25 protein-coding genes and 1 pseudogene are annotated in these 23,425 nt (G+C 36.4%); 9 read left to right on the top strand and 17 right to left on the bottom strand.

Annotation, left to right across the window (positions count from 1 at the left end):
• Positions 1-116: 116 nt before the first annotated feature.
• The 3 genes from cpaB to amvA form a co-directional block, all read right to left on the bottom strand.
• The gene (cpaB, locus tag AC52J8_RS07320) at positions 117-749 is read right to left on the bottom strand and encodes a metalloprotease secretion chaperone CpaB (protein ID WP_086399520.1); all 633 of its coding nucleotides are present in this window, start codon (positions 747-749) and stop codon (positions 117-119) included.
• A 22-nt stretch (positions 750-771) separates the two neighbouring features.
• Positions 772-2,553: a metalloendopeptidase CpaA gene (gene cpaA, locus AC52J8_RS07315; protein WP_086399521.1), complete on the bottom strand. Its 1,782-nt coding sequence runs from the start codon at positions 2,551-2,553 to the stop codon at positions 772-774.
• A 258-nt stretch (positions 2,554-2,811) separates the two neighbouring features.
• The gene (gene amvA / locus AC52J8_RS07310; protein ID WP_086399522.1) at positions 2,812-4,290 is read right to left on the bottom strand and encodes a multidrug efflux MFS transporter AmvA; all 1,479 of its coding nucleotides are present in this window, start codon (positions 4,288-4,290) and stop codon (positions 2,812-2,814) included.
• 124 nt (positions 4,291-4,414) lie between these two features.
• Here amvA and AC52J8_RS07305 point away from each other — a divergent pair, with 124 nt between their 5' ends.
• Positions 4,415-4,993, top strand: a complete 579-nt coding sequence (locus AC52J8_RS07305) for a TetR family transcriptional regulator (protein ID WP_068562767.1) — start codon at positions 4,415-4,417, stop codon at positions 4,991-4,993.
• A gap of 47 nt (positions 4,994-5,040) precedes the next feature.
• Here AC52J8_RS07305 and AC52J8_RS07300 read toward each other — a convergent pair whose 3' ends face one another.
• The 3 genes from AC52J8_RS07300 to AC52J8_RS07290 all read right to left on the bottom strand — a co-directional run bounded on the left by AC52J8_RS07300 (position 5,041) and on the right by AC52J8_RS07290 (position 8,692).
• Positions 5,041-6,300 (bottom strand): serine hydrolase domain-containing protein, encoded by a 1,260-nt coding sequence (locus AC52J8_RS07300; protein WP_086399523.1) that lies wholly within the window; start codon positions 6,298-6,300, stop codon positions 5,041-5,043.
• Between the two features lie 71 nt (positions 6,301-6,371).
• Entirely contained in the window at positions 6,372-7,226 is an 855-nt protein-coding gene (locus AC52J8_RS07295; protein ID WP_032038164.1) for a MaoC family dehydratase, read from the bottom strand.
• A 74-nt stretch (positions 7,227-7,300) separates the two neighbouring features.
• Positions 7,301-8,692 (bottom strand): 3-oxoacyl-ACP reductase, encoded by a 1,392-nt coding sequence (locus tag AC52J8_RS07290; RefSeq protein WP_086399524.1) that lies wholly within the window; start codon positions 8,690-8,692, stop codon positions 7,301-7,303.
• A gap of 235 nt (positions 8,693-8,927) precedes the next feature.
• Between AC52J8_RS07290 and AC52J8_RS07285 the strand changes: the two genes are divergently transcribed.
• Positions 8,928-10,496, top strand: coding sequence for an acetyl-CoA C-acetyltransferase (locus AC52J8_RS07285; RefSeq protein WP_496538903.1), 1,569 nt, complete (start codon positions 8,928-8,930; stop codon positions 10,494-10,496).
• Positions 10,497-10,560: 64 nt separating this feature from the next.
• Here the strand turns inward: AC52J8_RS07285 and aceI are convergent, their stop codons facing one another.
• Positions 10,561-10,995: a chlorhexidine efflux PACE transporter AceI gene (aceI, locus tag AC52J8_RS07280; RefSeq protein WP_002115172.1), complete on the bottom strand. Its 435-nt coding sequence runs from the start codon at positions 10,993-10,995 to the stop codon at positions 10,561-10,563.
• A gap of 90 nt (positions 10,996-11,085) precedes the next feature.
• Between aceI and aceR the strand changes: the two genes are divergently transcribed.
• From aceR to leuE, 3 genes are all read left to right on the top strand, one after another.
• Complete coding sequence (gene aceR, locus AC52J8_RS07275; RefSeq protein WP_057070414.1) at positions 11,086-11,979, top strand: HTH-type transcriptional regulator AceR; 894 nt, start codon at positions 11,086-11,088, stop codon at positions 11,977-11,979.
• A 130-nt stretch (positions 11,980-12,109) separates the two neighbouring features.
• On the top strand, positions 12,110-13,099 hold the full coding sequence (gene tal / locus AC52J8_RS07270; RefSeq protein ID WP_046813038.1) for a transaldolase: 990 nt from the start codon (positions 12,110-12,112) through the stop codon (positions 13,097-13,099).
• 73 nt (positions 13,100-13,172) lie between these two features.
• Positions 13,173-13,823, top strand: a complete 651-nt coding sequence (gene leuE / locus AC52J8_RS07265; protein ID WP_025466057.1) for a leucine efflux protein LeuE — start codon at positions 13,173-13,175, stop codon at positions 13,821-13,823.
• 53 nt (positions 13,824-13,876) lie between these two features.
• Here the strand turns inward: leuE and AC52J8_RS07260 are convergent, their stop codons facing one another.
• The gene (locus AC52J8_RS07260; protein ID WP_197738988.1) at positions 13,877-14,350 is read right to left on the bottom strand and encodes an Lrp/AsnC family transcriptional regulator; all 474 of its coding nucleotides are present in this window, start codon (positions 14,348-14,350) and stop codon (positions 13,877-13,879) included.
• A gap of 186 nt (positions 14,351-14,536) precedes the next feature.
• Between AC52J8_RS07260 and AC52J8_RS07255 the strand changes: the two genes are divergently transcribed.
• The gene (locus AC52J8_RS07255; RefSeq protein WP_086399527.1) at positions 14,537-15,712 is read left to right on the top strand and encodes a benzoate/H(+) symporter BenE family transporter; all 1,176 of its coding nucleotides are present in this window, start codon (positions 14,537-14,539) and stop codon (positions 15,710-15,712) included.
• A 58-nt stretch (positions 15,713-15,770) separates the two neighbouring features.
• Here the strand turns inward: AC52J8_RS07255 and AC52J8_RS07250 are convergent, their stop codons facing one another.
• The 3 genes from AC52J8_RS07250 to AC52J8_RS07240 form a co-directional block, all read right to left on the bottom strand.
• Positions 15,771-16,214: an RDD family protein gene (locus AC52J8_RS07250; RefSeq protein WP_086399528.1), complete on the bottom strand. Its 444-nt coding sequence runs from the start codon at positions 16,212-16,214 to the stop codon at positions 15,771-15,773.
• Between the two features lie 266 nt (positions 16,215-16,480).
• On the bottom strand, positions 16,481-16,654 hold the full coding sequence (locus tag AC52J8_RS07245; protein ID WP_086399529.1) for a hypothetical protein: 174 nt from the start codon (positions 16,652-16,654) through the stop codon (positions 16,481-16,483).
• Between the two features lie 175 nt (positions 16,655-16,829).
• Positions 16,830-17,057, bottom strand: coding sequence for a hypothetical protein (locus tag AC52J8_RS07240; RefSeq protein WP_086399530.1), 228 nt, complete (start codon positions 17,055-17,057; stop codon positions 16,830-16,832).
• A 288-nt stretch (positions 17,058-17,345) separates the two neighbouring features.
• On the opposite strand from AC52J8_RS07240, the gene AC52J8_RS07235 reads away from it, so the two are divergent.
• Together AC52J8_RS07235 and AC52J8_RS07230 are read left to right on the top strand one after the other, a co-directional pair.
• Positions 17,346-17,789, top strand: a complete 444-nt coding sequence (locus AC52J8_RS07235) for a universal stress protein (RefSeq protein ID WP_002115225.1) — start codon at positions 17,346-17,348, stop codon at positions 17,787-17,789.
• A 259-nt stretch (positions 17,790-18,048) separates the two neighbouring features.
• Positions 18,049-19,632 (top strand): ATP-binding cassette domain-containing protein, encoded by a 1,584-nt coding sequence (locus AC52J8_RS07230; RefSeq protein WP_197738987.1) that lies wholly within the window; start codon positions 18,049-18,051, stop codon positions 19,630-19,632.
• A gap of 64 nt (positions 19,633-19,696) precedes the next feature.
• Here AC52J8_RS07230 and AC52J8_RS07225 read toward each other — a convergent pair whose 3' ends face one another.
• A complete protein-coding gene (locus AC52J8_RS07225) occupies positions 19,697-20,125 on the bottom strand; it encodes a hypothetical protein (RefSeq protein WP_002115181.1) in 429 nt (142 codons plus the stop codon).
• A 36-nt stretch (positions 20,126-20,161) separates the two neighbouring features.
• Positions 20,162-20,248 (bottom strand): annotated as a pseudogene (locus tag AC52J8_RS07220) (hypothetical protein); the annotation flags it as partial.
• 84 nt (positions 20,249-20,332) lie between these two features.
• On the opposite strand from AC52J8_RS07220, the gene AC52J8_RS07215 reads away from it, so the two are divergent.
• Complete coding sequence (locus tag AC52J8_RS07215; protein ID WP_086399531.1) at positions 20,333-20,839, top strand: GNAT family N-acetyltransferase; 507 nt, start codon at positions 20,333-20,335, stop codon at positions 20,837-20,839.
• A gap of 77 nt (positions 20,840-20,916) precedes the next feature.
• On the opposite strand, the gene AC52J8_RS07210 is transcribed toward AC52J8_RS07215, so the two are convergent.
• From AC52J8_RS07210 to AC52J8_RS07195, 4 genes are all read right to left on the bottom strand, one after another.
• Positions 20,917-21,279, bottom strand: a complete 363-nt coding sequence (locus AC52J8_RS07210) for a NirD/YgiW/YdeI family stress tolerance protein (RefSeq protein WP_086399532.1) — start codon at positions 21,277-21,279, stop codon at positions 20,917-20,919.
• Between the two features lie 247 nt (positions 21,280-21,526).
• Entirely contained in the window at positions 21,527-21,814 is a 288-nt protein-coding gene (locus tag AC52J8_RS07205) for a hypothetical protein (RefSeq protein WP_086399533.1), read from the bottom strand.
• A gap of 274 nt (positions 21,815-22,088) precedes the next feature.
• A complete protein-coding gene (locus tag AC52J8_RS07200; RefSeq protein ID WP_002114618.1) occupies positions 22,089-22,220 on the bottom strand; it encodes a hypothetical protein in 132 nt (43 codons plus the stop codon).
• A 190-nt stretch (positions 22,221-22,410) separates the two neighbouring features.
• Positions 22,411-23,280, bottom strand: a complete 870-nt coding sequence (locus AC52J8_RS07195; protein WP_086399534.1) for a LysR family transcriptional regulator — start codon at positions 23,278-23,280, stop codon at positions 22,411-22,413.
• Positions 23,281-23,425 lie beyond the last annotated feature (145 nt).

The following is a 23,425-nucleotide window of genomic DNA, read 5'->3' as shown; positions in this document are numbered from 1 at the left end:
CCTTGTTACAGGCATAAGCATACTTTGTTTTTAAAAGAGTGTGAACGCATAAAGCTCATATCCGTACAGATAAACTGCGAACTGACTTCTTTTCTCTACCAGAACCGTTTATTTGTCTAAGGATGATCATGATGAAGCTCTTGATCAGTTACACTCTCATCCATCGTTTGCACTAGCCCCACACCATCCTTAATTTCAGCCGAATAATTTCCCTTCTCGGTAAAAATCTGCATGATTGTATAATGGTCTTTTTGACTTTGAGTAATGGTAAAGAAATTCTGATTCGGATCGCCCTGATCAAATTTACCGGTCCACCGAACAATATCTTGGTCAACAGGTTCGATCTCTACAATTTTACCCGTGCGATTAATGCCATATTCCAACATTTGGAACTTAACAGTGTCACCTACTTTTTTAAGCTCAATCACATTTGGATCATATTTAATGACCATACCTTTTGCATTTTTAATTAGTGGAAAATTAACATTAGAAGGCAGTTGATCCTTTTCTATTTCATTAAAAACAATCTGTTGCTGAGACAATCTTTCTTTTTCGGACGGACTCAAATTCAGTATATTTTGACGAGCAAATTCATTCTGATTCTCTGCCATTTTTTGCCCAGTCCCTTGTCCATTTTCTGAAGACGACGTTAAAGCAGAAGAGCTTTGCTGTGAAAAGGCAAACCAGATTAAAACTGCTAACGCCACGCAAGCGATAGCAGTTCCTATTAACAATTTATTTTTCTTCATTATTTACAGCTAGAAATAGAGATTAATTATATAGAGAAATTTTCTGTGCATTCAGATTAATGACACTGACCGCATCAATTTTTCCTTCTACACCTAAACGTACGCCATATTTAGGGTTATATAGATAGGGACTCGAATAAAAATTAATATTATTACCACCCATTGCAGTACTTCCTAAAGGATGAGCAAAGCCTGAACCAATATTGGTTGAGCCATTATGGTATAGGCCAAGATTATGCCCAACTTCATGACGCATAGCAGCGAAAGAACAACCTGCAATATCATTTGCGCCAATCATGTTATATGCAGAAGCATTAATCCAAGCCCAACCACAACCACCGTCACCCGGTTCATTACCTTGATAATAAACACCGTCTGCCAATACACGTTTACGCTCATTTTGTACCGTGGTGTCATCTCGTCCAGTAGAGATTGCTTCTTTTAGAGTAGCAGCAGGAATTTTATAGGTTAAATAACCCACATCTCTTAAGTAAAAACGTGCATTTGAATTTTCAGAGGTTAAATTTGTTAAATTTACGCCTTCAATCATTCTAAGTTTTGCAGCGCTCTCTCCTAAAATTGAGTTTACCTCTGGGCTAGAAACCAACAACATATCAATTGTATAACTATCTACTGTCCAGCCTTGAGCGGTGTAAATAAAACGGCGATTTTCACCATTTTTAATTGCAGTAGACAAGCCATTAGCGGCATTAATATAGGTGTCTGCCGATGCATTTGACACAATAACAACTTTATCGCCGACTTGAGCTTTAGCAGGTAGTTGTAAGGTTGGCTGCCAATTTGAGGTAGAAAGTTTTACCTTTAAAGTAGGCTGAGTCATATTCGGTAAAGTTGCAGGGATTGTTGCGGCTGAATCAATCACCTTTGTAGGTGAAGAGGTCAACTGCCAATATCCTTTGTCGCTTACATACATAAACTCATATTGATCGCCTGTTTTAAGCGTTAAAGTCGCTTGGCTATTAATATTGGTATTATTAATTTTTGCAGACCAAGTTGCAGTAGACTTGATAATAATTCTATCCCGATCACTTGCAGTGGTAGGCAAAGTGAAATTGGAAACCCAGTTTCCATCTCCAAATGAAACTTCGGTAAGTGGACTATTAACTGTCGCTAATGACGTTCCAATTTGCTGAACATTTAACTTCTGAGGTTTTATATACTCTGGAACCCATTTTCCTAAAGCAGAATAATATTTGAACCAATATTCAGAGCCATTTTTTAATGTAAAACTGCTCGGGAATAGTAAATTTGTTTTATCAATGTCCGAACTTGCACTTGCTGTAGAAACAACTTGTACGGTTGTTCCATCACGTACATCACTCGGTAATGCAACGGTTTGTGCCCATTTTTCATTTTGAATAAGTACTTTTTGCATAGATGCAGTTGTTAATGGAACGACTTCATAGGTCGCGCCATTGGTAGGACTCACTGTCGCTAACTGAGCAATCCATTTATTTTGACTACTATTAAAGATGAATTGGTAAACATCACCACTATTTATCTTTAAAACCTCTAACGGAATATTGGTATTAGAAGTATCTAAATAACTACTATAGGCAGCACTAGAACGAATTGTAATTTTGTCCAAATTATTAGCGCTTGTGGGTAAAGTGAGGTTTTTGACCCAATTCCCATTTGCTAGATTAAATTCTAAATCTGAATAACCGGATGGAATTGACCCACTATTATTATTCTGATTTGGTGAAAGTACAGTTGCAGCATATACAAGTGAAGACGCAACAATTGCTCCAATAATGAGTGATGTTTTTAATTTAAAATTCACAGCAGCCTCTTTTATTTGTTTTTAGATTTTTCGAATAGCAGGTTAGCAAACCATTTTTACGCAGTCAATTTCACAACAATTAATTTTTCATTAAATTTCAAATACATGAATAATGAATCATTTTGAAATAAAAATATGAACCCTTTTAAAGAATAGTTTATTTATGAGAATTAAATAACCAATTTTTAATATGTAGAAAATATTAAAAAGAAATTTAAGGATAAAAAGAAAGGTAGTCTCTCTTTTTATCCTTTAGTTTTAATTTACTTTCTTTGGAAAGCTCAGCCAGACAAATGCAGTTAAAAGGAAGAAGCAAATAGCTGAGATGGTAAGCACCCAACTATGGGCATAGCTAAAAGCTTGTTGCGCAACTGCAATTAATTGTCCTCCCAAAGGATTTTCAAGGTTAGACGCTAATTGCATGGTTTCTCCAATCGAGATACTCGCTTTTTCAATTAAGTCCGTTGGGAGCTGTTCTGGCAAAATAATTGAACGACTATAAAACCAAGATAACATTAACCCAAATATAGCAACGCCCAAACCAGCCCCAAGCTCGTAAGCCATCCCTTCAATGGCACCTGCTGCACTCGCCTTTTGCGGAGGTACAGATGACATAATCGCAGCAGTTGAAGCAAGTAAGGCAATCTCAATGCTAAAGCCTAAAAAGACCATACACGTCCATGCTAAAAAGTGGTCGGTTGAAAAGTTAAGCTGGGCAAGTCCCCATAGACTAAATCCACTTATTAAAATACCAACAGTAGATACAAGCCTAAGTCCCCACTTATTCAAGCAAATTCCAGCTAATGGACCACCTAAACTAATCGCAATCATGAATGGAATAATAAACATGGCTGCCTGTAATGGAGAAAAACCATGTACAAACTGCAACTCTTGAGACAAGAGTAATTCAAAACCAACCAAAGCAATCATGGAAACAACAGCCATGACAATGCTGGTAGAAATCACTGGATGTTTAAACAATTCCAGATCAATCATTGGCGTCGTAGCTCTTTTTTGGCTTCGAATGAAGTGGATTAAAGTACTTATACCAATTACAAACATCACGACTGTAAGTACCGAAAAGCTGTACATAGCCGATTTGATTGAATAGATCAGGCTTAAAATGGCTACAACCAAAATTAAAGCTTGCCCTAAATTAATTGGCTGATCAGTCTTCTCTTGTTGTTTAGGGATAATCATCACAATCATGACCAGAACCACTAAAATAATCGGGATATTGATAAGAAATACAGCACCCCAATGGAAGTGTTCTAGTACAAAACCACCGACTAATGGACCAAAAGCTGCTCCACCACCACCCACTGTAGACCAAAGACCAAGTGCAAAATTTCTCTGCTTTTCTTCGGTAAAAGCATTACGGATGCCTGATAAAGTGGCAGGAATAAGCATAGCTGCCCCTAGCCCTAAGACAGCACGAGAAGCAATTAAGGCATAGGCAGTTGGAGAAAAAGCCGCAGCTAACGAACCCACACCAAAAACTGCAGTTCCAATAAATAATAATTTTTTAAAGCCAATACGATCGCCAAGTGCACCCATCGGCAAAATCAAACCCGCCATAATCAGTGAATAAATATCAATGACCCATAAAAGCTGATTGGCAGTTAAATTCAATGCTGCACTTAACGATGGTGTTGCAACATGCATCACCGTTGCATCAATCGTAACTGGTAAATATATAAGGACGATAATTGTCAGGATTAACCATTTTTTTTGCATAACGCTCTTCAATATCCAAAACTTGGACATGTGTTCAAATCATGGTTATTATATACACAATTGGACACTTGTCCAACTTTTAGTTTTAATGTAATTTGTGTCGAATTCAGTCAGGTGAAAAAACATGGCCTATCTTAATCGCGATCAACGCAGAGAAATGATTCTACAAGCTGCCATGCAAGTTGCTTTGGCTGAAGGTTTTACTGCCATGACGGTACGTAGAATCGCAACAGAAGCACAAACCTCTACCGGACAAGTTCACCACCACTTTTCTTCGGCATCTCACTTAAAAGCTGAAGCTTTTTTAAAGCTGATGGAACAGCTCGATGAAATTGAACAAACTCTCCAAACAACCAGCCAATTTCAAAGACTCTTCATCTTATTAGGTGCAGAAAATATCGACAGGCTTCAGCCCTACTTACGTTTATGGAATGAAGCTGAACTCTTGATTGAGCAAGATATTGAAATACAAAAGGCTTATAACCTTGCTATGCAAAGTTGGCATCAAACAATTGTGCAAGCGATTGAGTGTGGCCAAAAAGAAGGTGAATTTAAAAACAGATCAAATTCCACAGACATTGCATGGCGGCTCATTGCCTTTGTTTGCGGCTTAGAAGGGATTTATAAACTTGGTTTACATGGTTTAGCTGAAGAAGACTTCAAGCGCCATACCGAAGCGATTATTCGCCTAGAATTATTATAAATATAGAAGCTGGCATTGATTAGAATGCCAGCTTTAAAATACTAAAATTAGAACCAGCCTTTACGACCTTTTAAAATTTGGTCGGTGCAACGTAAGGCTTCTTGAGTCAGTCCCCACAAACGATAATCGCCTGTGATTGAACCAATCTGGAAGTTATGAGTATAAGCAAAGCTGAGGTCACGCTCAGGATCGCACCATGCACCTGAACCATTGTAGCCAATATGCCCAAATCCATTTTTAGCTCGTTTACCCATGGTAATAATACGGTGATAGCCTAAACGCCAATTCATCGGAATTGGCATAACACGATCACGTGCATAACTTTGGATGGTGCTGAGCTCTTTAAATACTTCTGGGCGAATAATTTGCTGTCCATCCCATTCACCTTGATTTGCTAGCATCGCATAAATTTTAGCAAGACTATTTGCAGTAAATGTGCCGTTTGCTGCCGGAATGACTGCTTGCAATCCCTCGTCACTAAAGAAACTAAGATGTTTCATTCCTTTTGGAATCATGGCATCTTGAAAGTCTTGAGGGTCTTGTCCAGTCCAAGTAATCATTTTTTCAGAGAGTGAACTCTTGCGCGTCTGTGGCTTTTTAGGTTTTTCAACTTGAGTAGACGCTGGTTTTTCTGGTTTTGGTTGAATAATTAAACGTGCTACACAATCCAACTCATTTTCAGGCGTTCCAAAATATGCCCCATCTAACTGTAACGGTTCAACAAGATAATTGCGCATGAGTTGATCTAAAGATTGACCAGTTGCTTTTTCAAGCACACCACCCACAAGCCAACCAAATGTTAAAGCTTGATAAGCATTACCCTCTCCTGCGAGGAATCTTGGCTTAGTCGCCGCGACCACATCTAACATATGTGACCAGTCGAGCATTTCCCTCGCACTTTCGATGATATTTCGAACATCAAACATACCGCTTTGATGACTTAGCACATGACGCAATGTCATTTGCTCTTTTCCATTTTGAGCAAACTCAGGCCAATAATTCGCAATCGGTTTGTCGTATTCTAAAAAACATTCACTTACTAAAATATGCGCTAAAGTTGCAAGTATGCCCTTACCTGTAGAATAGCAGACTGCCAATGTGTCAGGTTGCCAAGCTTCGGTTTGTGATTTTAGACCGGTGTAGATATCTACAACTTTCTGACCTCTAAAATAAACCGCTAAAGCAGCTCCCCCTTGTCCTGTTCTAGCATCTTGAAGACGGCTAAACTGGTGAGCTAAATCAATAAAACGTTCATCTAAAATACCGTGATAGTTATGGGTATCGGCCAGTAAAATTTCTTTAATCACATGAAGTTCCTTGCATTTTTTGTTATTTTGCTCAAAAGCAGCCCAAACCTCTGTTCAGGCTGCTGATATTTTTATAATGCTTTTACTGTTCCTGCAACATGCGGTTTTTGGGATTTCGCATTACGAATTAAGAAATCAGTCTTTTTATCTGTATTGGCAGTTAAAAACTCAACTTTTGACGGTAAGAACATTGGCAGCTTAAACCATACATCTGCTTCATAAGCATTTGGTAATTCAAGGTTTGCTAATGCTTTAGCTTTGCTCCACATACCATGTGCAATGGCTTGCTTAAAGCCAAATGCTTTTGCAGTAATGGCATGAATGTGAATTAAGTTAAAATCACCTGACACTTTCGCATAACGGCGACCTGTGTTTTCTAAAATATTCCACTCTGCCTTTGGAACATAAGCTGGTGCTTGTTCTTCTTTGGCTTTCTCACCTACTCTTTTCTCAACTTTTTGGCGAGATAAATAAGTCGTTAAGCCTTCCATCACCACTTCATTGCCAACTTTTGCCGTGGTAATAAAGTCGAACTGAACACCTTTATCATGCGGTTTTAGTTCCCCAAATTTACATGACAAAGTTAATTTTTCAGTCACAGCAATTGGTCTGGTCTGTTTAATCTGGTTACGAATATGGACTAAACCTAAAATTGGAAATGGAAAGGCTTCTGCCGTCATCATGTGCATTTGCAAACTTTGAGAAAGCACCGCTAAATAAATTGCTGGTACAAAGCCATTATTTTGAAAGCCACATACTTCGTTATAAGCTTTGAGGTGGTTCTGATCAATTTCTAAAGTATCTACCACATATTCAACTTGCGGTAATATTTTTGGACCTTTCGGCTTTTTAAAAATTAAACCTTGCACTACTTTTGGATAAGCCAATGCCGCTTTTGGTAGCTGGCTAAAATGACGAGTATTCATACCTAACCTTTTATAATTTATAGATTCTTGAATAAAAAAGGGATGCACAAGCACCCCTATTTAGCTAAAAGTGCTTAAGCGCCCAACAAGCTTTGACCACACACTCGTACAACGTTGCCGTTTACGCCTGTAGAAGCAGTTGATGCAAACCATGCAATCGTTTCTGCTACATCAACAGGTAAACCACCTTGTTGCATTGAGTTCATACGGCGACCAGCTTCACGAATTGCAAATGGAATCGCAGCAGTCATTTGAGTTTCGATAAAGCCAGGTGCTACTGCGTTAATGGTAATACCATTTTTTAAGATAGGCGCAGTAAATTTCACTAGACCAATTACACCTGCTTTCGACGCAGCATAGTTGGTTTGACCAAGGTTACCCGCAATACCGCTAATTGATGATACACAAACAATTCGGCCATTTACATTTAGACCATCGTTTTCTAACAAGTAGTCATTTACACGTTCAGCAGCAGACAAGTTAATGTTAATTACTAAGTCCCAAAGCTCCGGCTTCATGTTTGCCAAAGTTTTGTCACGTGTAATACCTGCGTTATGAACGATAATATCTAAACCGCCTTGTTTTGCCGCAGCAGCTTTAATTTTTTCGCCCGCATCAGCAGCTGTAATGTCAATTGCCAATGTAGAACCGCCTATGTCAGCTGCTACACGGTCAAGGTCAGCTTGTTGTTGTGGTACGTCTAAACAAATAACATGCGCGCCGTCTCGAGCCAATACATGTGCAATTGCCTCACCAATACCACGGCTTGCACCAGTTACTAATGCAGTTTTTCCAGCAAGTGGTTTTGCCCAATCAACATCAACCACATCTGCTTTAGATACACGAATCACTTGACCAGATACATAAGCTGAACGTGGAGAAAGTAAGAAACGTAATGTTGATTCAAGGTTTGCAGCAGCACCTTCATCAACATAGACAACTTGAGCAGTAATACCCTTTTTAAATTCTTTACCTACAGATTTGATAAAGCCTTCAAGTGCACGCTGAGCGATTGCTTGTTTTACAGTTTTTGCAGTTTCAGGAGTTGTACCAATCACAATCACTCGACCAGAAGTCGCAACTTGACGTGCAATCGGGTTAAAGAATTTATAAAGTTCATTTAACTGTTCTGAGTTTTGAATACCAGATGCATCAAATACAACTGCTTTGAATTTTGATTCTTTATCGCCTGCATTGAATGGACGTAAATTTAAACCAACTTTTGCAGCTTCTTGTTGTAATGCAACATTATTGCCTACATAGCTGTCAGCATGAACATTGCTAAGTACTTGTGCAATTTCACCAGACAAAATACTTGACGGCGCTGCGCCAACCAATACTGCACCATTCACTACTGGCTGAGCACTTTCAAAACGCTCTAATACAACTGGCGATGGTAAACCCAGATTTTTAACAACGAATTTACCAATAGGAGATTGTGTAAATGCTTGGTATTGATCAGTCATGATTATTATCTCTCAAAGAAATGAATTTTCTACGACAGGCTTCATTATGTTATGAGATGAATAGCAACAATATGAAAGCAGTCGTTCATTAGAGTTACTCCAAATCATACTTGACTTCATCTTTGGATGTCTTGACCTGAATGCTATCTACAATGTCATTCTAGTCAATACAGGTCTATTTGAATTGTGTTAAGGTAGCTTACAAGAATATCGTTATTATGCTTGGAAAAGCCTTATGAGCAAAACAACTCAAGAAAATCCAGCAGTCGAGAATTCTGCTCAGGAAAAAGTGTCAAATACATCAAAGTCGGCTTCTAACACGGCTAAGCGTAACAGCACTACTCCTAAAGCAGCAGCTAATACATCAAAAACGACACGTACTCGTTCAACGACTGCACCTGCACGTAGCCCTCGCACTAAGAGCACGGCTACAGCAACTACTTCTACATCTTCAAATGTAGCTGCAGCAACAAAAGCAACAAAAACCAAAACTTCTGTTCAACAGGATAAAACCATGAGCCAAAACACTGTTCGCCGCGTTGCAATTATTGGTGGCAACCGTATTCCATTTGCACGTTCAAATACTGCTTATTTCAAAGCGTCAAATTCTGACATGCTGACAGCAGCATTGAATGGTTTGGTTGAACGCTTTAACTTACAAGGTAAGCGTATTGGTGAAGTCGTTGCTGGTGCTGTTTTAAAACACAGCCGTGACTTTAATATGACTCGTGAAGTTGTATTAAGCACAGATCTTGCTCCTGAAACCCCTGCTTATGACATTCAAATTGCTTGTGGTACAGGTTTACAAGCAGCTTTTGTTGTTGCAAACAAAATTGCACTTGGTCAAATCGATGTAGGTATTGCTGGTGGCGTAGACACCACTTCTGACGCGCCGATTGCTGTAGGTGATGGCTTACGTAAAGTTTTACTTGAACTCAATGTAGCTAAAACGGGTAAAGACCGTCTTAAAGCTTTAACAAAAATTGATTTTAAAAAGCTTCTTGATGCACCAAGCAATGGTGAACCACGTACTGGCCTTTCAATGGGTGAGCACCAAGCCATCACTGCTTTAGAATGGGGTATCACTCGCGAAGCACAAGATGAGTTAGCTGCTAGCAGCCATCAAAAACTTGCTGCTGCTTATGAACGTGGTTTCTTTGATGACTTAATGACTCCATTCTTAGGTCTTAACCGTGACAACAACTTACGCGCAGACAGCACAGTTGAAAAACTTGCTAAATTGAAGCCAGTTTTCGGTAAAGGCGAAACTGCAACAATGACAGCAGGTAACTCAACTCCGTTGACTGATGGCGCTTCTGTGGTATTGCTTGCTTCTGAAGAATGGGCAAAAGAAAACGGTCATGAAGTTTTAGCTTACCTTTCTTTCTCTGAGACAGCAGCTGTTGACTTCATTGGTAAGAGCGGTCCTAAAGAAGGTTTGTTAATGGCCCCTGCTTATGCGGTGCCTCGCATGCTTAAGCGTGCAAACATTAAACTTCAAGACTTCGATTTCTACGAAATCCATGAAGCATTCGCATCTCAAGTGTTATCTACTTTGAAAGCTTGGGAAGATGAAAAATTCTGTAAAGAGCGTCTTGGTTTAGATGCACCTTTGGGTTCAATTGACCGTTCTAAACTGAACGTAAATGGTTCATCTTTAGGTGCAGGCCATCCATTTGCTGCAACTGGTGGTCGTATCTTAGCAACTGCTGCTAAATTGATTAATCAAAAAGGTTCAGGCCGCGCATTAATCTCTATCTGTACAGCAGGTGGTGAAGGTGTGGTTGCGATTGTAGAAAAATAATTTCTATAACGATCTAACAAAATAAGCACCCAAATGGGTGCTTATTTCATTTCAATAGATTAGCTTAATGAAGTGATGCAGCTTTGGCATCTGGGAAAAACTTATCTTCGATATGGTCGTAACACCACTGGAAAATAAAGGTATAAACCAAAATACATAAGGTTAAACCAATATCTAAAATAAGTGCATCAATGACACTCATCTGAAGCATATATGCAATCATTGGTACAGTTGCAATCAGCAAACCACCTTCAAAACCAATCGCATGTAAAATCCGCACAGGAATCGTTCTTTCCCAATTATATTTATGCTCTATTTTTTCAAAATAGTGGTTAAAAATCATGTTCCAGAAAACTGAAACCACTGCCATAAACACACCGAGTGTACCGGTTACATCCATTGGCATATCAAAAATAAAACTTAATGCAATCGCAATGATGACCAATAAAATTCCTTCATAACTGATTGCATGAATGAGTCTTCTCTTGGAAATCAACATTTTTAAATACTCAATAATAACTTGGATAATGTGCATTTTATTTTTATAATATTGATTAATCCAATCAGGTTCTTTCAGTTTTTTTGACAGATGAATATTAATCAAGAACAACTACTCATGTTTCAAGCCGTGATTGAGACCGGCTCTTTTTCTGCAGCAGCCCGTAAACTTGGCAAAGTTCCTTCGGCTGTAAGCATGTCTATTGCTAATTTAGAAATTGATCTAGACTTAACTTTATTTGACCGTAAAGGCCGCGAACCCGTCCCTACTGACGAAGCACGGGTTTTATATGAAAAGACCTCTCAGCTTTTGATTGAGATGAATCAATGGAAACAGCATGCTCACGCGTTAAGTACAGGTTTGGAAGCTAATTTAACTATTGTGATTGTGTCTGAACTTTTACACACTAATTGGACCGACTATATTTGTCTTTTAGAGAGTCGTTTTCCAGACTTACAAATTAATATTGTGTCTGCCCCTCAAGAAGATGCACTCCAAATGTTATTAGATGGGTCGGCCCAACTTGCACTCATGTTTGAACGTGAGCATCTAGATAACAGAGAACAATTCGTAGAGCTAAAACGTGAGGCTCTAATTCCGGTTATTTCAAACAACCATCCTCTCGCAAGCCAAAATCAGGTTTCTTATGAGCAGATCCTTACTACACGACAAATTGTAGTTGCAAGCCGAGATGAGACTTTAAAACCCGAATTATTATTTTCAAAACATTACTGGCGTACAGATAACCACCACTCTGCTTGTTTAATGATCTTGCGCAATTTGGGTTGGGGTGTTCTTCCTCAAGAAATGTTTAAAGAAAATCCTGAATTAAAAAATAAACTTAAAGTATTGGATTTATTAGATTTCACTCCCCGATTTGAATATTATGTTGATTTGGTATGGAGCCGAGAAAGTGAGCTTGGTGCCGCTGCTAGATTTTTGATTGAACATATCCGTAAGCAACGAATGCAACCACTGCCTTAAAAATATTTCAAATTTGATGCAGAACCTAAACGTTTTTCTTTGAAATATAACAATTGATATATCGACAGCATGAATAGACTTTGTGCTATAAAGAAAGGATAAGATTTATTATTGAAGATGTTGAATATCAATGACTCATACAGCACTTGACCAATTAAAAACATTAACGACCGTTGTTGCCGACAGTAGTGACCTTGATGCAATTCGTAAATTCCGTCCATTAGACGCAACGACTAATCCTTCATTGATTACAGCAGCAGCAGAACAACCAGAAAGCAAAGAGCTCATTGAAGATGCTTATTATCAAGCCAAAGAAGAAGGCTATAGCAACGATGAGTTAATCGAAAGAACCATTGATATTTTAACCGTAAAATTTGGTGTAGAAATTTTAAAACTGATTGAAGGCCGTGTTTCTACAGAAGTCGATGCAGCACTTTCATATGATACTGAAGCGACCATTAAAAAAGCGCATGAATTATGTGAACTTTACAAAGGTTATGGGATTGATCAGTCACGTATTCTGATTAAAATTGCATCGACTTGGGAAGGTATCCAAGCTGCCAAAGTGCTCGAAGCTGAAGGAATTGCTTGTAACCTCACTCTCCTTTTCGGTTTACATCAAGCCCAAGCGTGTGCAGATGCAAAAGTGACTTTAATCTCACCATTTGTAGGCCGTATCTTAGACTGGTACAAAAAAGCTGAAGGTGTAGACGCTTATCCAATCGAAAAAGATCCAGGCGTAGTTTCAGTTAAGAAAATCTATACCTATTACAAACAACAAAATATTCCAACTCAAGTGATGGGTGCGAGCTTCCGTAGTATCGATCAAGTGCTTGGCCTTGCTGGATGTGATTTACTGACGATCTCGCCAAGCTTACTTACCCAGCTTGAGCAAGATAACCGTACAGTTGATGCGGCCCTTGATGCATCTCAAGCAAAACAAGCAGAAGCGATTGTTAGACCAGCTCAAGATGAGCAAAGTTTTAAAGATGAACTTAACCATGACTTAATGGCATTCCAGCTTTTACAAGGTGGTGTTGATGGCTTTATTAAAGCACGTGACCAATTAAGCCTTTTGTTACGTCAGTCTTTTGGAATTGATGCGGAAATAAAATCTTAAAAAACTGCACTTTTCATACAAAATTGCCGATTTTTGTTATCATGATAAAAATCGGTTTTTTATTGGGTTTCTCGTGTTCGGCATAACAGATTTAACAACATATATTATTGGTACATTCCTAATTGTGTTATTGCCCGGACCCAATTCTCTTTATGTGATGTCAATCGCTTCGCGCTACGGGATTAAAACCGGATATATGGGTGCATTCGGTATTTTCACCGGTGACCTTATTTTAATGCTATGTACAGTACTCGGAGCTGCTTCTCTACTTAAGGCATTCCCATGGGTATTTGTCATTCTTAAATTAACAGGTGCACTTTATCTTTCTTACTTAGGCTTTAAACTGTTACAAGGCAGTATTCAACGCTGGAAACAACGCAATCAAACTCAACCAGAAATGGCTGATTTACCCGCTTTAGATAAAATTCATCCTTATAAAACAGCTCTCAGTATTAGTTTACTCAATCCTAAAGCGATTTTATTTTTCCTCTCTTTCTTTGTTCAATTTGTTGAGCCAGATTATGCTTATCCTGCTCTGAGCTTTTTAATTTTAGCGATTATTTTACAGATCATTAGCTTTAGTTATTTAACTGCACTAATCTTCTCTGGAATTAAACTCTCGGCATTTTTTAAAGAAAACCATAAAATTGCAGCAAGTGGAATCTTTTTAGTAGGAATTCTATTTTTCGGATTTGGTTTAAAACTAGCAACCTCAACGATTTAATTATTTTTACTCTAATAAGCTTTTACATTAGAAAGTTAAAAAATCATGAACTGCTAAAAGTCCAGCATGCCATCTGTTTTAACTTCATTAAGTACAAAAAAAGTTCTGACTTGTCTTACTCCAGGTAAGGCAATAATCTTTTCACTATGAAATCGGTTAAACGCTGCTAAATCTTTAACACGAATTTTTAGAAAATAATCGACTTCTCCCGCCACCAGATAACACTCTAAAACATTTTCCAAATCACCCGACGCTTGTTCAAATGCTTGAAAGCTGTCAGGAGTTGAACGATCCAAAACCACACCAACTAACACCACAGTACCACGTTGAACCGTATTGGGATTGATCCGAGCCCGGACATCTAAGATTGCTCCAATCTTAAAAAGACGCTGAGTATGATTCCAACAAGATGATGTACTAATACCTACAAGTTTTGCCAATTCAGCATTACTTAAACGCCCATTTTCCTGTAAGGCACGCATAATTTTCAGTTCTAATAGGGTCAAATTTTCAGCCTTATCATCCATAAAATAATATTCTTGATCCATTGTTATTTATGAAATAAATAATAGCATTATTTAATAATTTAAAAAGATTATTTATTTTTTAACCTAAAAATAGAAAGCACCTTCTTAAAAAAAATTGTTAAATTCACCCCAACTGGAAGCAATGGCAGAAGCCTATTAATTTTTCTTGGATTTAGAACACGTATCATGCAAAAAATTCTTCAAGATTTTTCAATTCCAGCAGTATTTGCTGGTTTTATTACATTTCTCATTGGTATTAGTGTTTCGGCCGTTTTAGTGATTCAGGCGGCTCAAGCTTTAGGTGCTTCACCTGAACAAATCACTTCATGGTTTTGGGCTTTGGGTTTGGGTATTGGCTTATCAGGACTCATTCTTTCTTGGAAATTTAAATATCCTGTAGCGACGGCGTGGTCAACCGCTGGTCTTGCTTTAATTATGGCAACAGGTAGTGGATATAGCTTAAATGAAGCGATTGGTGCTTTTTTAGTGGGTGGTTTACTGACTGCTATTTTAGGCTTTTCAGGTATATTTCAAAAAGCACTTTCATATATTCCCCAAAGCTTAACCAGTGCCATGCTTGCAGGTGTTTTACTCAAATTTGGTATTTCCCTGTTCGCCAGTTTGCAAAATGATTGGGAATTCGTTTTATCTTTACTGGTCATTTATATAATTACAAAAAGATTATGGCCGCGTTATAGCATTGTATTCACAGCACTTGCGGGTATTGCCCTATGCCCTGTCTTTTTAGAATTTCGTATGCCTACACTTCAGTGGTCTTTGGCTAAACCTGTTTGGATTAGTCCTGAATTTAGCTGGTCAGCACTTTTGGGCTTAGCTCTACCACTTTTTGTGATTAGCATGGCTTCGCAATATTTACCCGGAATTGCCATGATTAAGAGTTATGGCTATAAACCGCATGTTAACCAACTGATTGGCTGGACGGGTTTAACCCAAGTTGTGCTTGCACCTTTTGGTTGTTATAGCGTAAATATTGCTGCAATTAGTGCGGCTGTAAGCTTAGATGACCAAGTTCATCCTGACCCAAATAAACGATATATTGCAGGTATGAGCTGTGGTTTTTTCTACATTTTAATGGGCTTGTTTGCTGCGACACTGACAAGCTTACTCATGTCTTTTCCACATATCTTTATTGTAGCTTTAGCTGGCATTGCATTATTTGGTACGATCAGCCACAACATTGCAATCGCATTTGCTCAGGTTGAAGATCGTGAAGCTGCATTATTTACCTTTTTATGTAGTGCTTCGGGCATTCAATTTTTCGGTATCGGATCGGCCTTTTGGGGACTTATTGTAGGTGTTGTTGTATATTTTATTTTAAAACTTAAAGTCAAAAAAAGTTAATAAAAAAGCATTCATAGTCCCTATTTTCAATGCTATGAACGCTTTTTTATCTTATTTCTTATAGCTCTCTCACTACAACTGACTTCGCCATTTTGTCATGCCAGCCTTGTTTTTTAGCATCAAATGCCACCCAAAAAAGACCAATACCAAGTACTAAAATTGATGGAATATAGCCAATATATCGAATAATGCTCTGCATGACTGTGAGCTTATTACCTGTTTTTTCATCTAAAACTTTTAATCGCATCAAACGTTTGCCGGGTGTACCTGCAAAATACAACCAACATAAAACTGAATACAAGAAAGGAAATGCGTAGTTCACAATCAGATCAAACCAATAATTTTGTGGCTTACTACTTAAGCCTGTAGCAAATACTAGGTCGTAATCTCCCCGATAAAAAATCCATGCGGCTGGAATAATTGCTAAACAAAGAATAAGACTATCAATAATCATTGCGCCAAATCTTAACCAGAACCCTGCATACTCATACTTATAAGTCATGCCTACCTCACTTTGTTATTGTTTAATAGCTAAAATGGTCTTACTACTTTACTTTTATCCTAAATGAAACTTTTTTATTTTTAAATACTTAAATGAAATTAAAATATTCTAATCAGATATTTTTTTGTAATTATTTTGATCAAATAATGGCTATTAAATATTCTATTAGGATAAAAAATAATTTAACTTTTAAAACTGACATTTTTTTATGTCAGTTATATTCAAATAATTTTATAAATAGATTAAATTGCAAATAAACATTATATTTATTTCCAAAATAAAACATCTATTTTAAACTCTTTTTTTAATAAAAGTGCTGCAAATAACAGACCTAACCCAATAATAATTAAAAAAATACTTAAACTGATTACTCCACCAATAATAGCTAGTGTGCCTAATATAGCTAAAATATAAAATATAATTACACTGAATGTTGGCATTTCAATTTATTCCACTACTTAAAATAAAAGCAATTTATTCTATCGAGTTTATAAACGATTGCTGTTTTCAAATGTTGATTACACTATTAATTTGTATCTTCATACAATAATCATGTTATTAAACTTATTTAATGTTACTTTAGTTTAATAAACAGTGATGGAATTCACATAACTTTTATTTGATTTCAAAGTAATGCTTTTCAGTCACAAGTTTAATTTTTAGGTTTTTATATAAGCGTTCTTTTGAATCTTCTAGTGAAGGTACAACTTTTTCTGAAAATTTATCTTCAGTCATCAGTCTAGCATACGTTTTGTAACCAATAATTAACTTTTGGGGTTCGTTACCTGTTTGACGGAATTCTTCAATGAGTTTATTGACTTTCTTTGCTGTTAAATCTGCCATCTTCCTTAGTCCCCCTTTAATTTACTATTTTGTTATACGGCTTCTTTGTGACAGAAATATGAACAGTAATTTTTTGTAATTTTCATGTAAATATTATCGATTTTTTAGCAATGCCACCTAAACGCCATCTCAATCAATAAAAAATAAATACAAATATATGATTTAAAAAAATTTATTTAATTTTTCTTTCCTATGACTGAATAGATGTTTACCGTGAATGAAATATGTTAATCTTTAATTAATAAATGCTTCATACATATAACAACTGTAAATAAGAGGAATAACATTATGAATTACCAACATATTATTGTACCAGTCGATGGTTCGGAAATTTCTTTAGCGGCAGCAAGACAAGCAGCTCATATTGCAAAAGCATTTGGGAGCAAATTGACCGCTATTAGCTTAGTTGCGGTAGATCCTTTTAGCGGTGTAGATTTTTATTACATCTCACCTGTTGTAAAAGATTATTTTGTTGAAGCACGAGCAAATGCAGAAAAAACACTCGCTAAAGTAAAAGCTTTATGTGCTGAAGAAGGTATTGATGCTGAAACTCAAATCATCCAAGGTGAAATCTCTTCAGACGGTATTTTGAAAGCTGTAGAAGACTTAGGTTCTGATTTGATTGTGATTGGCTCTCATGGTCGTAAAGGCTTCCAAAAACTTATTCTGGGTAGTTTTGCTCAAGATGTTTTAAACAGTACCAAAATTCAGGTATTGGTTGTAAAAGAATAAACTTTTTAGATGCAAAAAACCCAATCCAACGATTGGGTTTTTTAATAAAATAGATTGCATAAATTTTACACTAATCAAAAACCCAGCTAGAATAGTTTCTTATTCTTCCAATTTCGTGAGTCACGCCAATGAAGTAAGTCTTTTTTCTCATCAATTTTTCTTTTTTTTGATGTGCAAAATAGACTATTTTTTGTGATTTAACGTCTCTGCTTAAAACTACTTTTCCTATTTTGTACATCCTGTATTTATGAGGTTTTTTATGACTCAGCAGGCATGTGTAATATCGCAACTTACCTTAGAGTTCCCTTCAAAGGTAATGTTTAAGCATCTAAATTTTAGTCTTGAATCGAATCAGGTATCTGCCCTAATTGGTCGTAATGGCCAAGGCAAATCTTTGCTTATGCAATTTTTAAATGAGACGCTTGCATTAGATTCAGTTGTTACATCAGGGCAAATATCCTGGCATGTAAAACATGCGTATTTACCTCAATTGCATCGTTTGACAGCACTGACGATTGCTGAAGCCTTAGATATCTTAGATATTTACGATGCTTTTAAAAGAGTTGAACAAGGTAATGCCGACTTCGATGATTATGATTTATTGGAAGGTAAATGGGACCTGCCCACTTTATGGAACAACCTCTTAGAATCTGCTGGTCTACCAACAGATTTAGATTTCCCAGTTAAAAATTTAAGTGAAGGTCAAAAAACCAAATTGGCTCTAAGCTGTTTATTTTTAAAATCAGATCACTATCTATTACTTGATGAGCCTAGTAATCATCTAGATCAGGAATCTAGACAATGGTTAATCGATCATTTAAAAAAACACCTGGCAGGTAGTCTTATCATTAGTCATGATCGGATTTTATTAAATGAAGCCAACCATATTTATCATTTAAATGAACATGGTCTACATCACACCACCGGAAACTATGAAAAATTTTATGGGCAGTATCAAACCAATATTGCAGCTCTAGAGCAATCTATTCAACAGAGCCAACGTGAAGTTAAGCACATGAAGCAAAAGCAACATGATGTATTAATGAAAGCTCAAAAACGAGAGCGTGCTGGCAATAAATTAAGAGAATCAAATTCTCAAGCCAAGATTTTGCTCGACTTTAAAAAGGAACAAGCAGGCCAAAGCATTGCTGCTATACAGTCTCAACACCAACGTCAGATTTCGAACAGTCAAAATGATTTAAAAGATAAGAAATTGCTTCTCGAAACGGTTAAACCTCAACAGTTTTTCTTCCCGTCTTTTCATAAGAAATCTGGTGAAATTCTGCGGATTAAAAAATTGAAACTGAAACATGGTACTCAAAAACCCATCGATCTAGCTGTACAAGCAGCTCAAAAAATTCATATAACAGGAAAAAATGGTATTGGAAAATCAACTTTACTTAAGGCAATTCATGCACAGAACAATCAACCATGTGACAGCATTCACCTATATGTAGAGTGTTTCTATCTCGACCAGAACTTTAGCTTTTTGCGTGATGAAATGACTGTTATTGAAAATTTATCTCACATGAATAATGAACTTTCAGAACTCGAATGGAGAAATTTGCTAGGTCAACTCCGAATTCGTGGGGATAAAGGTACCCGACTCCTGTCTCAGTTAAGTGGTGGTGAAAAATTAAAAGTAGCTTTATTGGCTCTTAGCCAGATAAAACCTGCACCTGAACTTCTGTTATTAGATGAACCAGAAAATTATTTGGATATTGAATCTAGAGAATTGCTTGCTCATGCCCTTCAAAGTTATGAAGGTGCGGTATTGCTCGTTTCACACGATCAACTGTTTGTTGAAAGCTCGGGCATTCATGAGTCATTTTCCTTACCGTAATAGTTAGTAATATACCAATTTTCAAATTTACTAGCTCTCGAGAGCTAGTAAATTTTATCAATTATTATTGTTTCACTTTGCTTAATAACTCGAGGTCTAAAGTATATTTGACAGTTTTATTTTTACGAGCACTATTACGCATTTGATAAACTTGAATAATATAGTCACCGTCAACTGGTAAAGTAAGCTCTCCTTTAAAACCTATAGTTGAGCCAATCAATAGTGCATTATCTTTACCTGGTTTTTTACCAGGTGCAAAAATATTTATGTAGGCTAAATTCCCCAGACTATTGATATCAAATTTTAATATTTGGCCTTTTTTTGCATAAACTCTATACCTTACATCATCGTAGCCCTGAAATTTTCCAGTTAAAATGGTATGTGGTGAACTTTGTAAAAAATTAACTTTTTGCTCATTATTTTTGGCATAGATAGTGAACGAAGTAGCTGAAATAAGCGTAGATAGTAATAATGTTTTAATGATTTTTCTCAACTTATTGACCCTCAAAATTATTTTAAAGTGATTATATTAAAAATAATTTTTATAAAATTTTACTTTATGTATGATTTTGATGAGTAGTAGTTGCTTTTTATAACCAGTAACAAATAAAGTATCTTAGAAATCTTAATTATCTTTCTTTTCAATAATTATTTAAAAGTTAAAGTATATGGATAATCTATAAGTCTGGAAGAATTTTTAATGAATATTATTATTCGTGATGAGCAAGCCGAAGATATTGAAGCCATTGAAAAATTGACAAAAGCAGCTTTTCAAAATGCTGAGCATACAAGTCATACCGAGCATTTTATTGTTAATAGTCTAAGAGATCACGGACAACTCACCATTTCTCTAGTGGCAGTTGAAGATAGCTCTATTATTGGACATATTGCTATTTCTCCAGTTGAAATTAGCTCAGGTGAAATAGGTTGGTATGGTTTAGGCCCTATTTCAGTTCACCCAGATAAACAAGGATATGGTATTGGTTCCCTTCTGATGAAGGAATCACTAGAAAAGTTAAAGCAATTCGGAGCACAAGGATGCGTTCTATTAGGTGATCCACGCTATTACAGCCGATTTGGTTTTAAAAATTATCCTGAGCTGATTTTGCCTGATGTACCGAGTGAGTATTTTCAGGCTCTAACTTTCTCGGGCAATATTCCAAAAGCGAATGTCAAATACCATGAGGCTTTTAATGCGATGCAATAATAAAAACTTACTATCTTCAAAAGAAAACTCCTAAAAATAGGAGTTTTCTTTTTCATTGGTTTTTAAAATATCAGCTTTTATTCAACACGCTCAATTTGGAAAACTTCAATATCGGTAGGCTTAACTCTATGCTTATCTACCTCACCAACAACACGTACTTTATCACCTGCTTTTAGTTCGAGAGGTTTCCATAAGTCATCATCGATATCAATTATGATTGAACCCGTAGCGTCTTTTAACTCAAAATGATCCCCAGCAATATGCTTTACGATCGTACCAGTTAAAGTTACTCCAGATTCATCAGCCAAAGTTTTTACTTTGGACACTGTGACTACATTTTTTGTTGCTTCGTTTAATAAAGCAGCATCTGGTTTAGCTATCACAGCACTACTTCCTAATAAAGCAAATCCAGCCAATGCTGTTAAAAGTATTTTTTTCATGACGATTACCTACTTTTTAATATTCTTAGTTATATAAACAAATTCTTTTAAAGTTATAGATTTAGCTTTTGTGGCTTTTTGTATCTTATTAAGTTCTTTGTTTAATGATAATAAATAGTAACATTAAAAAATTTCTTTAAGTTCTCTTTTCCAACAACTATTTTATGGCCTTTATTTTTTCGTGAATTTACTTAAGAAAGCTTTTTCTTAAGTAAATTAAACTCAGCATTAAAATATCACTTCATTGTTAGGCAACAAGTTGTCCTAAACTCAATAAAATATTTATGGCTTCTGCCTCATCCTCGGTTTGCATGACAATCATTCTGTCATAAGAAATTCCACCAACCTCAATATAAATTTTTGGATGTGGAAGCTGAGGGATATAGACTTTTAGTGGTTGATAAAGAGCAAGAAGATAACCGAATGAATCATAAGGATAATGATCCTCTTTTAATGTCTTCTTTATAACAACATAGTTGTTCAATATATTTAAAATAAAACCATATTCATTTTCAGAATGAAATTTAGCGTCCATACCTACCTCCTTGATTAGTTAATATTTTTATAATCAAACTTAAAGGTTAAATTTCTGATCTGAGGATATTTGAACCAATTTACTTTAAATATAGAGTTCTATTTAAAATAATTAGTGTCGAATTTAAATATATTTAAAACCAAGTGTATTAGTCAACATATTTTGAACGGCGCCATTAAAAATAAATATTTTGAGTTACAAATCACACTTTAAGACAAAAATAAAAAGTTATAAAAAAACCCATCTTACGATGGGCTTTGAGCATTCAACTAGATTATGAATCTTTATCCATTGAATGAGGAGTTGTGGTTTTATCTTGCTGTTTTGTGTCGTTTTCACCTTGGCAAGCACTCACACTCAAAGAAATAAAGGCGGCTAAACCCAAGGTCGCTATAATTTTTGTCATGTTTTACCTCATGAATTGTTCACATTGATGAGTTAATAAATACTTTTTATTAGTTTTACGATCAGCATAAGTTTTTAGGCTTTTTTGTAGATTTAGCGCAAGAATGTAAAACTAATTAGTTTTAACGTTAAGTGCCCATTTAGAATTTAACTCACCAAGTTCAAAGCCCAGCACCTAACATAAACTTAAATTAAATATTAACTGAATGCCTGAGCGTTTTAATGAGTAAGTCATATAAGTGATCTACAGCTTTAGACTCCAAAGATGCCCTGCTTCGGTAAACAGCGACCTCCATAGGTTCTAATGGCCCTACGCCATGATCAGCACTTAAAATAGTTAAATGCTCAGGTGCACTACACTGTGTGAACACGGCAATTGCTAAACCACTTTCCACCGCTGCAATTTGACCAGCTAAACTTGAACTGTTGTATACCACCCGATAACGGCGTCCCTGTAAGGCCAATGAATTAATAGCGCTCTTTTTGGCTTGACTAGTACTTTCATAAACTGCAATTGGGAGTGGATCTTCTCGCCAGAGTTCAAACTGTGGAGAGCCTACCCACACCATTGGTTCATGAAATAAAAGTGTTCCTTGACGAGCATTATCTCTCGAAATTAATGCCAAGTCTATATCCCCAGTTTCTACCCGTGGTATTAACGAAGTAGACTGCTCACAAATTAATTCAATTTCAACACCTCCATAACGTGGAGCAAAACGCTTAAGTACAGGTGTTAAATATTTCGCTGCATAATCATCGGGCACCCCAAGGCGTATACGCCCCTTCAGCTCATCTCCGTGAAATGCCATTTGGGCTTCTGTATGTAAGTCAAGAATACGGCGCGCATAACCTAAAAGTAGCTGTCCTTGAGACGTTAATTCAATTTGTCGGTGTGTTCGTATTAAAAGTTGGCAATGTAGAGCTTCTTCAAGTTTTTTTAGTTGCATGCTAACAGCTGACTGTGACCGATATAACTCTGGTGCTGCGTTTGATAACGAGCCTGTATCTACTACGGTGACAAAACACTTTAGCCAATCAATCTGTAAATTTTTTAAAGTCATTAGAATTTATCTATTCGATTTTCAAATAGTATATAAAAGAATTATGCGCTTTTCTTTATTTATTGCTTCTCTCATACTGAACTTATAAAAAGTTAAAACAGTTCATTTTTAAACGCCCCTAACGATGAATTGATTAACAACTGAA

The organism is Acinetobacter sp. S-1, assembly GCF_059579785.1.
This window is presented reverse-complemented; position numbering and strand designations above follow the sequence as displayed.